Raw genomic sequence first — 11,519 nt, 5'->3', positions numbered from 1 at the left:
GTTATGGTCATTATCACTATTATCCTCACCATGAGTGTGTGGATTTCCCTGTCCGTTGCTCGCTAAGCCTTGATAGTGCTCAGCATAACGATAGTCGCTGCCATAGGTGGTCAGGTCTTTGGGTTGAGTGTTAACTTCTCCCTGTAAATTGGCGAGGGCATCACGGTAGTTATAGTCTTGTACCTTGACTGAGGAGACCACCACTTCGCTATGCAGGCTGATATCCCACACACTTTCAACGCCCCTATCGAGCGTGCCACTGGGTGGTTTATCGTCAATATTAGCCACCTGCGCATAGCCTTGCTCATAATCACTTAACACCATTACATCACAGTGGCGCTCGGCGTGGGTTTCAAAGCGAAACCAGATACCCACATCGGCCAATAAGCGTTGAATAAATTCAAGGTCACTCTCTTGCCACTGCGTGATAAACTCCCGCTCAGGATAGCTCTCTTTTAACTCTAGACGGTAATCAATGCCCGTCAAACCATGACTGCGCAGCACTTCTTCAACTACACTCACCACGCTTTGCTGTTGAAATATGGCACTATGTTGCCCAATAGCCAGCCGTGCTAAACACGAAGATAATACCACCTGATAATGGGCTTCCTCTTTATTGACCGATAACAGACTAAACTCAGTAATCACCCCATGCAAGGTGCGTTTATCATTCACCGACGGTAAGTCACTTAATGATGAGATTGTTGACATTACGCTTTGATACGGTTGATGGATAACAGGATTAAAAGAGAATGTGGCTTTTTGATTAAGCACTGAATCAATGGATAACGCTTTGTCAGCGCTGGTAAAAGTAATCACATAACGCCAAGGCTGGTTTAACGACTCATTACCGTCAACATGCCAAACCGAAATCGGCGAGCGCAGCCCCTCAACAGTTAAGCTATAGCGATTATGGCTAACGCCCCCTAAACCCGTCACTAATCCGTCCCCAAATTCACCGATTAAGTGATTAAGCGTGTTGTCCATATTGTTTTCCTATTTTCCCTAAAATCTCTATATTTTATTGTTAATGAGGTGATTGGCTTATCGTTATTTATAGTATTGTTTTAAGCATAAACGATAATGGAAACAGAGTATAAACCATTATGAGGTAAAATTTAATGGTTTTTAATTAATGTGTTATTTAATATGAATAATTGTGTTGATTGAATAAGTATGATTTTGCTGTTAAAAGCTTTGTTGAAAAGAAATAGGCAAATTAACTTTTTATAACTTAAGCATTTTTAAAAGGTTGCAACACTATTGAGTTGTAACCTTCTATTTATGACAAACCATCAAAAGCCAATTATTGACCGATACGGCGTGTTAATTCAATAACACGGATTTTTGCCAACGCTTTTGATAGTTCTGCAGATGCTTGTGCAAATGACATATCATCGCTTGGGTGATTTATATGTTCTTGCGCTTGTCTTACTGCTTCTTGTGCTCTTGCTTCATCTAAATCTTCACCACGGATAGCGGTATCAGCTAAGATAGTGACGATATTAGGTTGAACCTCTAAGATGCCTCCAGACAGATAGATAAACTCTTCTTCACCATCCGCTTTCACAATGCCTACCATGCCTGGTTTTATGGTTGTGAGTAGGGGGGTATGACCAGGATAAATCCCAAGTTCACCTTCTTTACCTGTCACTCTGATTCGCTGAACATCACCCGAAAACAGGTGAGATTCAGCACTAACAACTTCTAATTGATAGGAAGTTAGTGCCATAATACGATCTCCATTAATATGATGTGCTCTATGAATCTCTTAGAGAGATTTTGCTTTCTCAATCGCTTCATCAATTGAACCAACCATATAGAATGCTTGTTCAGGGATGTGGTCATAATCACCGTTCATGATTCCTTTAAATGCACTAATCGTGTCTTTCAAAGGTACATATTTTCCTGGTGAACCAGTGAATACTTCTGCAACAAAGAATGGTTGAGATAAGAAACGCTGAATTTTACGAGCACGAGCAACGATCAATTTATCATCTTCTGATAACTCATCCATACCAAGAATCGCAATAATATCTTTTAATTCTTGATAACGTTGTAGAATTGACTGAACACCACGGGCACAATCATAGTGCTCTTGACCAACCACTAAAGGATCTAATTGACGACTAGTTGAATCTAAGGGATCCACTGCCGGATAGATACCTAAAGAAGCAATTTGTCGGCTCAATACGATCGTTGCATCTAAATGAGCAAAGGTTGTTGCTGGTGATGGGTCAGTCAAGTCATCTGCTGGTACATAAACGGCTTGGATTGAAGTGATCGAACCTGTTTTAGTTGATGTAATACGCTCTTGTAGTAAGCCCATTTCTTCGGCTAATGTTGGTTGATAACCCACCGCCGATGGCATACGACCTAATAATGCTGATACTTCAGTACCGGCTAAGGTATAACGGTAAATATTATCGATGAATAATAAAACGTCTTTACCTTCGTCACGGAATTTTTCAGCCATAGTTAAACCCGTTAATGCAACACGTAAACGGTTTCCTGGTGGCTCATTCATCTGACCATAAACTAACGATACTTTATCAAGTACGTTTGATTCTTTCATTTCGTGGTAAAAGTCATTACCTTCACGGGTACGTTCACCCACACCAGTAAATACTGAGTAACCAGAGTGTTCGATAGCGATATTACGGATTAATTCCATCATATTAACGGTTTTACCTACACCCGCCCCACCGAATAGACCTACTTTACCCCCTTTAGCAAATGGACAAATTAAGTCGATAACTTTTATACCAGTTTCAAGTAACTCTGTTGAGTTTGCAAGTTCTTCATAGGTTGGTGCTGCGCGATGAATCGCCCAACGTTCTTCTTCACCAATTGGACCCGCTTTATCGACAGGATCACCAAGTACATTCATAATACGACCCAGTGTTTTTGTCCCCACTGGTACTTCAATGCCGTGGCCTGTGTTTCTAACTTTAAGTCCACGTCTTAAGCCATCAGATGACCCCATTGCGATGCAACAAACAACGCCACCACCTAATTGTTGCTGAACTTCCAGAACTAATTTTTCAGTGCCTGTTTCCACTTCTAATGCATCATATACCTTTGGTACTGCATCTTCTGGGAATTCGACATCAACCACCGCACCGATGATCTGGACAATCTTTCCAGTAGCCATTTTTAATCCTCTACGTCTTTTTCTTAACTATAAGCCAATATTTAGCACTAACCTGAAACAGCGGCTGCACCGGATACAATATCAATCAATTCATTCGTGATAGCACCTTGACGTGCTTTGTTGTACACAATTTGTAATTCATTAATTAGGTTTGCACCGTTATCTGTTGCCGCTTTCATGGCTACCATTCTTGCTGCTTGTTCACTCGCTAAATTATCAACCACTGCTTGGTAGACTTGTGATTCAATATAGCGACGTAAAATCACATCTAATAGTGATTTAGCATCAGGCTCATAAATATAATCCCATGATGAAGCTTTAAGTTCTTTATCTTCTGATGGTGGTAATGGTAATAATTGCTGGATTGTTGGCTTTTGTGACATAGTATTAATAAATTTGTTAGTAACGATATATAATTTATCAATTTTACCGTTGTCATATGCCTCAAGCATTGTTTTTACCGGACCAATTAAATCGGATAAATTGGGTTCATCCCCCAAGTTAGTCACTTGGGTTAAGATGTTTGCTTTTACTGATGAGAAAAACGAAACACCACGCGAACCAACTAAAGCAACATCAGCTTCAACACCTTTTTCCTGCCATGCTGACATGTCAGCAATGACAGTTTTAAATAGATTGATATTTAAACCACCACATAAACCACGATCGGTTGAAATAATAAGGTAGCCAACTCGCTTTACATCTCTTTCTTCTAAATAAGGATGTTTGGCGCCTATCTGAGCTAACGCTAAATGTCCAATTACTTCGCGGATCATTTCGGCATAGGGTCGACTAGCGGCCATTCTATCTTGTGTTTTGCGCATTTTAGAATTGGCAACCATTTCCATTGCTTTAGTGATCTTTTGCGTACTTTGGATACTGGCAATCTTTGTTCTAATCTCTTTTGCATTAGCCATTTGTTACCTCACCCTTACCAAGTTTGAGTCGATTTAAAGCTTTCAAGTAATGCTTTTAGCTTACTTTCAATCTCATCATTGTAATTACCGGTCTCGTCGATTAATTTGACAAAATCGGCATATTGACTATGGGCATAAGCAAGTAATGCTGTTTCAAATGGTAATACTTTAGCCAATTCTACATCTTCAAGATAACCACGTTCAGCGGCGTAAAGTACAATTGCTTGTTCAGCAACAGTCATTGGTGAGTATTGCTTTTGTTTTAACAATTCGGTTACTTTTTCACCGTGGCTTAATTGGTTTCTTGTTGCTTCATCTAAGTCAGATGCAAATTGAGAGAATGCAGCTAATTCACGATACTGTGCAAGCGCAGTACGAATACCACCTGATAGTTTTTTCATTATCTTCGTTTGTGCAGCACCACCCACACGTGAAACCGAAATACCTGGGTTAACCGCAGGACGGATACCTGAGTTAAATAGGCTAGTTTCAAGGAAAATCTGACCATCAGTAATCGAAATTACGTTAGTTGGTACGAATGCCGAAACGTCACCTGCTTGAGTTTCAATAATTGGTAATGCTGTTAATGAACCGGTTTTGCCCTTAACTTCGCCTTTTGTGTACTCTTCAACATAAGTTTCGTTCACACGCGCTGCACGTTCAAGTAAACGAGAGTGAAGATAAAATACATCACCCGGGTAAGCCTCACGTCCTGGTGGACGACGAAGTAATAACGAAATTTGACGATAAGCAACCGCTTGTTTAGATAAATCATCATAAACAATTAATGCATCTTGACCACGATCACGGAAGTATTCACCCATTGCACAACCCGCATAGGGTGCTAAGTATTGTAACGCAGCTGATTCAGACGCCGATGCCACAACCACAATTGTGTTTTTAAGTGCACCATAATCTTCAAGTTTACGCACAACATTGGCAATTGTTGATTGTTTTTGACCAATGGCAACATAAATACATTTTACACCAGAGTCACGTTGGTTGATGATTGCATCAACAGCAAGCGCTGTTTTACCGGTTTGACGGTCACCAATGATAAGCTCACGTTGCCCTCGACCAATTGGAATCATTGAGTCAACAGCTTTATAACCAGTTTGTAATGCTTGGTCAACCGATTTACGATCGATAACACCTGGCGCAACAACTTCGACTGGTGAATAACCATCATTTTGAAGTGAGCCTTTACCATCAATTGGCTCGCCTAGCGTATTAATAACGCGACCTAATAAACCCTCACCAACGGGTACTTGTAAAATACGACCTGTACATTGTACTTTCATACCTTCGGACAAGTCTTCGTATGGTCCCATGACCACCGCACCGACAGAGTCTCTTTCAAGGTTTAATGCCATTGCATATCGGTTACCTGGTAATGCAATCATTTCACCTTGCATTACATCTGTTAATCCGTGGATTCGAAGAATACCATCACTTACCGATATGATAGTTCCTTCATTGTGAGCATCACTCACAATATTGAACTGAGCTATTCGCTCTTTAATTAGTTCACTTATTTCAGTTGAATTTAGCTGCATTATCAGTCCCCTTAAGACTGTAGAGCGTCATTTAAACGATTTAAACGCCCTCTGATACTACTATCAATAACCATGTCGCCCGTACGAATAATAAAACCAGAAATGAGCGTTTTATCTATATGACATTTTAGTTTTACTTTTCGTGATAAACGTTTTTCGACAGCGACAGAAATCTTATTAAGTTGTTCATTTGTTAGCTCACTGGCAGAAATGACTTCCACATCTGCTTGTGATTCTTTATCTAAACAATATTGCTCAAACAAGGTTAATACTTCAGGTAGGAGTGATAACCGTTTGTTTTCAGCCATAATCTTAATAAAGTTAGTGCTAAACTCATCTAACACATCTTGACAGATGTTGATGAGTAAATTAGCCACCGAATCGGTTTTCATGTCAGATGTTAAAATACTTCTTATTTGAGTATCTTTACTCACTTCAGATGTCAACACTAACATTTTATGCCATGATTCGATGCTGTTTTTTTCTACCGCAAAATCAAAAGCGGCTTTAGCATAAGGGCGAGCAATCGTAATTAAGTCAGCCATTGCTCTATTCTCCTTATAGTTCAGCTACGAGTTTATCAATGATGTCGCTATTTGCGGCTTCATTAACAGAACGTTGAATAATTTTTTCTGCACCAGCAATAGCAAGTGTAGCAACTTGTTGTTTGAGCTCTTCTTTAGCTCGTTTACGTTCGGCTTCTACTTCAGCAAGTCCTTGAGCAACAATTCGTTCTTTTTCACGAGAAGCTTCTTGTTTTGCTTCTTCAAGAATGGCTGCTTTACGTTTGTTGGCTTGCTCAATAATTGCATTAGCCTCAACCTTAGCCTGTTGCATTATGTCAGATGTATTTGCTTTGGCTAATTCCAAATCTTTTTTTGCTGTTTCTGCTGAAGCAAGTCCTTCGGCTATCTCTTTTTGGCGTTTTTCAATTGCGCTAATAACAGGAGGCCAAACAAACTTCATACAGAACCAAACAAACAATACAAATGTAATTGCTTGGCCGAGGAGCGTTGCGTTCATATTCATGACACGATTCCTCTTAAATTTTTATTAGCCTGCGACAGCAAAAATAACATAAAGTGCAATACCCACACAGATCATTGGGATAGCATCAACTAGGCCCATAACAATAAAGAATTGAGCACGTAACATAGGCATTAATTCTGGTTGGCGAGCAGCGCCCTCTAAAAATTTGCCACCTAATAAACCAATACCAACTGCACCACCAATTGCAGCTAATCCCATCATAATGCCTGCGGCTACAAATAACATACTATCCATTATATACTCCAGTTTATTATCAAAAAAATATTAAAATTAATGATCTTCCGTTGCCGATGCCATAGCTAAATAGACGATCGTCAACACCATAAAAATAAAAGCTTGTAACGTAATTATTAAAATATGGAAAATGGCCCATGGTAACGATAATACCCACTGTGACCACCAAGGTAATAACGCAGCTATTAAGATGAAGATAAGTTCACCAGCATACATATTCCCGAAAAGTCGAAGTCCTAAAGAAACAGGTTTAGCTAATAGGCTAACTAATTCAAGTACTAAATTGATAGGCGCAAATACCCAGTGATTAAATGGGTGCAAGGTATATTCTTTGATAAAGCCTGAAATACCTTTGTACTTGATTGAATAAATGATGATAAGTGCAAACACGCCTAAAGACATTGACATGGTAATGCTAACATCTGCGGTTGGTACCACTCTTAAATGTGATAGACCTAAATATTGACCTGCATAAGGTAAAAAATCAACCGGGATAAGATCCATTAAATTCATTAAGAAAACCCAAATAAACACTGTTAATGCTAACGGCGCAATGAGCTTATTTTGACCGGTAAACATGTCCTTTACTGTATTGTTGACAAATTCAAAGATCATTTCTACTGCACATTGTAGTTTACTTGGTACGCCACTGGTTGCTTTTTTTGCTACGCGATGGAATATCCATAAAAAAATAACACCCAGTAGGATCGAAAAGAACAATGAGTCAAGATTAAAGGTCCAAAAACCAGAACCGACTTGCAAGTTCTCAAGATGATGCTTGATATAAGCTTGTGGTGAAGCTGGAGAGGAAACTGACATATAACCCTCTTAACCTATTTCTAAAAATAAAAATATTGCTCATGCTTTCGTTTGAAAGATATAAGCAATTGCTGTAATAATCCGAAGTTGCTATTTTAAACCTAATTGCCTATATTAAGTCAACCTTTGATTAAAAAAACTAAGAATTTAGACACTTTTTACTAATTTTGTGTAAATATGCGTAACTTTGCGTATTATTTCAAATCCAATATTACTAAACCACAGTTTGATTAATGAGCATTATTAATGCTATTTTTAAGCTTTAACCGTGGTGGCGATAGTTTCGGCCAATTTTTGTACTTCAACTTTATTGATGCCTTCAACCATGACGCGAATTAGTGGTTCTGTTCCTGATTTACGGATCAATACCCGACCATGATGACCAAGTTGTTTTTCTGCTTGCTCAATTGCCGATTTTACCGTATCACTATTGAGCGGATCATGTTCGCCTGAAAATTGAACATTAATTAATATTTGTGGCAACATTGTCATGCCACTGCACAAATCTGCCAACGACATGTCATTACGTACCATTGCCGCTAGTACTTGTAAACCAGCAACAATACCATCACCCGTGGTGGTTTTATCTAATAGTAAAACGTGCCCCGAATTTTCAGCACCTAAGCGCCAATTTTTCTCGACTAATTTTTCAAGTACATAACGATCGCCTACTTTGGCTCGCACAAAAGGAATACCAAGCTTTTTAAGCGCTATCTCAAGCCCCATATTGCTCATTAAAGTGCCGACAACGCCGCCTTTTAGTTGACCTTGTCTTAATGCTTCGCGTGCAATGATGTAGATAATTAAATCACCATCAATTTTGCAACCTTTATGATCAACCATAATGATGCGATCGCCATCGCCGTCTAATGCAAAACCTAAATCGGCCTTTTCATCAATCACACTTTTAGCTAATGCTTTTACGTCAGTTGCACCACAGTTTTCGTTGATATTAACCCCATTAGGCTCACAGCCAATTTTAATCACTTGTGCACCAAGCTCTCGTAATACTTTAGGCGCGATGTGATAGGTAGCGCCATTTGCACAATCAACAACAATTTTTAATCCTGCCAAACTTAAATCATGATCGAATGTACTTTTACAAAATTCGATATAACGACCTGCTGCATCGGTGATACGGCTTGCTCGGCCGAGTTGTTTGGATTCTACGCAATCGATCTTTTTTTCAAGTTCGGCTTCGATCTCTAATTCGATGGTATCATCAAGCTTTTTTCCTTCGGTTGAAAAGAACTTAATACCATTATCATAAAAAGGATTGTGTGAGGCTGAAATGACTACACCAGCATCAGCACGGAAAGTGCGAGTTAAATATGCAATGGCTGGAGTTGGCATGGGTCCTGTAAAAGCAGCGGCAACGCCTGCGGAAGCAAATCCTGCTTCTAGTGCTGATTCAAGCATATAGCCTGAAATGCGGGTATCTTTACCGATTAATACTTTTTTAACGCCATCTTTGGCAAGCACACGACCCGCTGCCCAGCCTAATTTGAGCGCAAAATCTGGTGTGATAGGATACTCTCCAACTTTACCGCGAATCCCATCGGTACCAAAATATTTTCGTTTAGACATCTAATTCCCTCACACTAATAGTATTGTTTTTGATAACGTTTTATCTGCAACACTTTATTTTATTGCAAATATAACCACTATCTTTTGATAAACACATATTTTAAGTTGTAAAAACTTTCAGGAAAGTATACCGTTTAGTATAAACTTACTCTCGATTATCATTAGCAAATTTTAATAATACTTGGCTCTCTTTAATAAAACGCTCTGCGTAAGAGCCAAACCAAGCGGTAACTTCATTAAAATTCTGGATAAATTTTGTTTTATCGCGGTGTTCAATTATTTTAACCATTTGCCCAAATCGTTCGTAATAGCGTTTGATTAATTCGATATTATCATCCGAAGCCATAATGATATCGGCATAAAGCTCAGGATCTTGAGCAAATAAGCGCCCTACCATCATCAGTTCAAGCCGATAAATCGGTGAGGAAAGTGCGATCAATTGTTCTAAATCAGCCTGTTCACGTTGCAAATTAACGCCATACGAAAAAGAAGTAAAGTGTCGTAATGCTTGGATGAACGACATGCATTTGTCATGCTCTTTGGCATCAATAGCACATAAATTAGCCCCCCAAATACGCATTTGTTCAATTAGCCATTGGCATTTATCTGGGTATCGACCTTCACAGTAAACAATAATTTGTTTGGCTAAATTGGATACATCTGGACCAAACATCGGGTGTAAACCGACAACAGGACCATGATGTTTATCAAGCATAGCTTGGAGTGGTTTGGCTTTTATAGATGTAAAATCCGTTAAAATACAATCTTTCGGTAATTGTGGTAGTTGTTTAATGATTTCACAAGTTTTGTTAATAGGCACAGTCACAATCACTGCCGCTGCATCGGCGACCACTTCGGCAGCTTGATGCATCGTTTTTGATCCTAATGTTTTAACCTGATAGCCAGATAAAGCAAATAAGTGAGCAAATAATCGCCCCATTTGCCCATTGCCGCCAACAATAACTATCGATCCTTGACCTCTATAGACTTTTTTAAAGCCTTTATCATTTTCGCTAATATAAGACTCACGCATTAAACGACGTAAAATATCTTCAATCAATGCGGGTGATATACCTGCTTTTTCAGCTTCTTGACGCCTTTTAGCTAGCATTTCTGCTTCACGCTTAGGATCGTAAATAGGAATACCGTGTTTGCTTTTTACTTCGCCAACTTCGGCAACTAATGCTAATCGCTTGGTAATTAAAGATAAAATAGATTTATCAACTTCATCGATTTTATTGCGCAAGGCAAGTAATTCCGTAGACATATTCGGTGATTCCTTTTATCACAAATGGTGGCTTTTATTGTAATAGCTTAACAGTATATCGTATTTTTGTTACGATGCGTATTTAGAACATGGAAACAAATACAATAAATTTATTATGAAAGTTATCTCGTTTAATATTAATAGCCTTCGCGCGCGAATTCATCAATTAGCAGCAATTATTGATACTCACCAACCAGATATTATTGGTTTACAAGAAACGAAGGTTCATAACGATCAGTTTCCTATTGACGAATTAGCACAGTTTGGTTATCACTTATATTATCACGGACAAAAAAGTCACTATGGAGTGGCGTTATTAACTAAGCAAAAACCATTGTCCGTACAGTATGGCTTTCCAACCGATAGTGATGATGCGCAATGTCGTTTGATTATGGCTGAGCTACCAACTAGTCAAGGCAATTTGACGGTAATTAATGGTTATTTTCCTCAAGGTGAAAGTTTACATCATGAAATTAAATATCCTGCTAAACGTAAATTTTATCAGGATTTAATAACCTATATAAATCAGCAACAATTAAGCTGTCAGTTATCTTTAATTATGGGTGATATGAATATTTGCCCAACCGATTTAGATATTGGAATTTTAGAAGAGAGCCGTAAACGTTGGCTACGCACAGGTAAATGTTCATTTTTGCCGGAAGAACGTGAATGGATGAATAGTATAATGTCGCTCGGTTTTATTGATACTTACCGCAATACTCACCCAACTGAGCTTGAATATTCTTGGTTTGATTATCGTTCTAAAGGTTTTGAGACCCATACTGGGCTAAGAATCGATTTAATATTAGCAAGCCAAAAAATGATGGCGCATTGCAAGCAAACTGGGATTGATTATGATATTCGTGCAATGGAAAAGCCATCTGATCATGCGCCAATTTGGGCTCAGTTTGATTTAGTTTAAACTTATCTAGTTA

The 11,519-nt window shown here is 38.7% G+C and carries 12 protein-coding genes; 1 reads left to right on the top strand and 11 read right to left on the bottom strand.

Annotated elements, in window-relative coordinates:
- The 11 genes from vgrG to tyrA form a co-directional block, all read right to left on the bottom strand.
- On the bottom strand, positions 1-987 hold a 987-nt coding region (vgrG, locus tag A9G23_RS08035; protein WP_141674923.1), incomplete at its 3' end, for a type VI secretion system tip protein VgrG.
- Positions 988-1,306: 319 nt separating this feature from the next.
- The gene (locus tag A9G23_RS08030) at positions 1,307-1,732 is read right to left on the bottom strand and encodes a F0F1 ATP synthase subunit epsilon (protein WP_034948095.1); all 426 of its coding nucleotides are present in this window, start codon (positions 1,730-1,732) and stop codon (positions 1,307-1,309) included.
- Between the two features lie 39 nt (positions 1,733-1,771).
- Positions 1,772-3,154, bottom strand: a complete 1,383-nt coding sequence (atpD, locus tag A9G23_RS08025) for a F0F1 ATP synthase subunit beta (protein WP_065587118.1) — start codon at positions 3,152-3,154, stop codon at positions 1,772-1,774.
- A 47-nt stretch (positions 3,155-3,201) separates the two neighbouring features.
- Positions 3,202-4,071, bottom strand: coding sequence for a F0F1 ATP synthase subunit gamma (atpG, locus tag A9G23_RS08020; protein ID WP_065587117.1), 870 nt, complete (start codon positions 4,069-4,071; stop codon positions 3,202-3,204).
- 14 nt (positions 4,072-4,085) lie between these two features.
- On the bottom strand, positions 4,086-5,627 hold the full coding sequence (atpA, locus tag A9G23_RS08015; protein ID WP_065587116.1) for a F0F1 ATP synthase subunit alpha: 1,542 nt from the start codon (positions 5,625-5,627) through the stop codon (positions 4,086-4,088).
- Between the two features lie 11 nt (positions 5,628-5,638).
- On the bottom strand, positions 5,639-6,172 hold the full coding sequence (gene atpH, locus A9G23_RS08010) for a F0F1 ATP synthase subunit delta (protein WP_065587115.1): 534 nt from the start codon (positions 6,170-6,172) through the stop codon (positions 5,639-5,641).
- A 13-nt stretch (positions 6,173-6,185) separates the two neighbouring features.
- The gene (gene atpF, locus A9G23_RS08005) at positions 6,186-6,656 is read right to left on the bottom strand and encodes a F0F1 ATP synthase subunit B (protein ID WP_065587114.1); all 471 of its coding nucleotides are present in this window, start codon (positions 6,654-6,656) and stop codon (positions 6,186-6,188) included.
- Positions 6,657-6,680: 24 nt separating this feature from the next.
- A complete protein-coding gene (atpE, locus tag A9G23_RS08000) occupies positions 6,681-6,911 on the bottom strand; it encodes a F0F1 ATP synthase subunit C (RefSeq protein ID WP_065587113.1) in 231 nt (76 codons plus the stop codon).
- A gap of 36 nt (positions 6,912-6,947) precedes the next feature.
- Entirely contained in the window at positions 6,948-7,730 is a 783-nt protein-coding gene (gene atpB / locus A9G23_RS07995) for a F0F1 ATP synthase subunit A (protein WP_065587112.1), read from the bottom strand.
- A 255-nt stretch (positions 7,731-7,985) separates the two neighbouring features.
- Complete coding sequence (gene glmM / locus A9G23_RS07990) at positions 7,986-9,317, bottom strand: phosphoglucosamine mutase (protein WP_065587111.1); 1,332 nt, start codon at positions 9,315-9,317, stop codon at positions 7,986-7,988.
- A gap of 145 nt (positions 9,318-9,462) precedes the next feature.
- Positions 9,463-10,584 carry a bifunctional chorismate mutase/prephenate dehydrogenase gene (tyrA, locus tag A9G23_RS07985; protein WP_065587110.1) on the bottom strand — a complete coding sequence of 374 codons (1,122 nt, stop codon included), beginning with the start codon at positions 10,582-10,584 and terminating at the stop codon, positions 9,463-9,465.
- Between the two features lie 115 nt (positions 10,585-10,699).
- Between tyrA and xthA the strand changes: the two genes are divergently transcribed.
- Positions 10,700-11,506, top strand: a complete 807-nt coding sequence (gene xthA, locus A9G23_RS07980) for an exodeoxyribonuclease III (RefSeq protein WP_065587109.1) — start codon at positions 10,700-10,702, stop codon at positions 11,504-11,506.
- Positions 11,507-11,519 lie beyond the last annotated feature (13 nt).

Origin of the sequence: Gilliamella sp. App4-10, assembly GCF_001690495.1 — a bacterium.
Lineage (GTDB): Bacteria > Pseudomonadota > Gammaproteobacteria > Enterobacterales > Orbaceae > Gilliamella > Gilliamella apicola_G.
Note: the sequence above shows the minus strand (reverse complement) of the source record. Positions and strands in the feature narration are given on the sequence as shown.

Excerpts from the sequence above, each read along its gene's own strand:
- A9G23_RS08030 (WP_034948095.1), bottom strand. The coding sequence starts at position 1,732 with ATGGCACTAACTTCCTATCAATTAGAAGTTGTTAGTGCTGAATCTCAC.
- atpD (WP_065587118.1), bottom strand. The coding sequence starts at position 3,154 with ATGGCTACTGGAAAGATTGTCCAGATCATCGGTGCGGTGGTTGATGTC.
- atpG (WP_065587117.1), bottom strand. The coding sequence starts at position 4,071 with ATGGCTAATGCAAAAGAGATTAGAACAAAGATTGCCAGTATCCAAAGT.
- atpA (WP_065587116.1), bottom strand. The coding sequence starts at position 5,627 with ATGCAGCTAAATTCAACTGAAATAAGTGAACTAATTAAAGAGCGAATA.
- atpH (WP_065587115.1), bottom strand. The coding sequence starts at position 6,172 with ATGGCTGACTTAATTACGATTGCTCGCCCTTATGCTAAAGCCGCTTTT.
- atpF (WP_065587114.1), bottom strand. The coding sequence starts at position 6,656 with ATGAATATGAACGCAACGCTCCTCGGCCAAGCAATTACATTTGTATTG.
- atpE (WP_065587113.1), bottom strand. The coding sequence starts at position 6,911 with ATGGATAGTATGTTATTTGTAGCCGCAGGCATTATGATGGGATTAGCT.
- atpB (WP_065587112.1), bottom strand. The coding sequence starts at position 7,730 with ATGTCAGTTTCCTCTCCAGCTTCACCACAAGCTTATATCAAGCATCAT.
- glmM (WP_065587111.1), bottom strand. The coding sequence starts at position 9,317 with ATGTCTAAACGAAAATATTTTGGTACCGATGGGATTCGCGGTAAAGTT.
- tyrA (WP_065587110.1), bottom strand. The coding sequence starts at position 10,584 with ATGTCTACGGAATTACTTGCCTTGCGCAATAAAATCGATGAAGTTGAT.
- xthA (WP_065587109.1), top strand. The coding sequence starts at position 10,700 with ATGAAAGTTATCTCGTTTAATATTAATAGCCTTCGCGCGCGAATTCAT.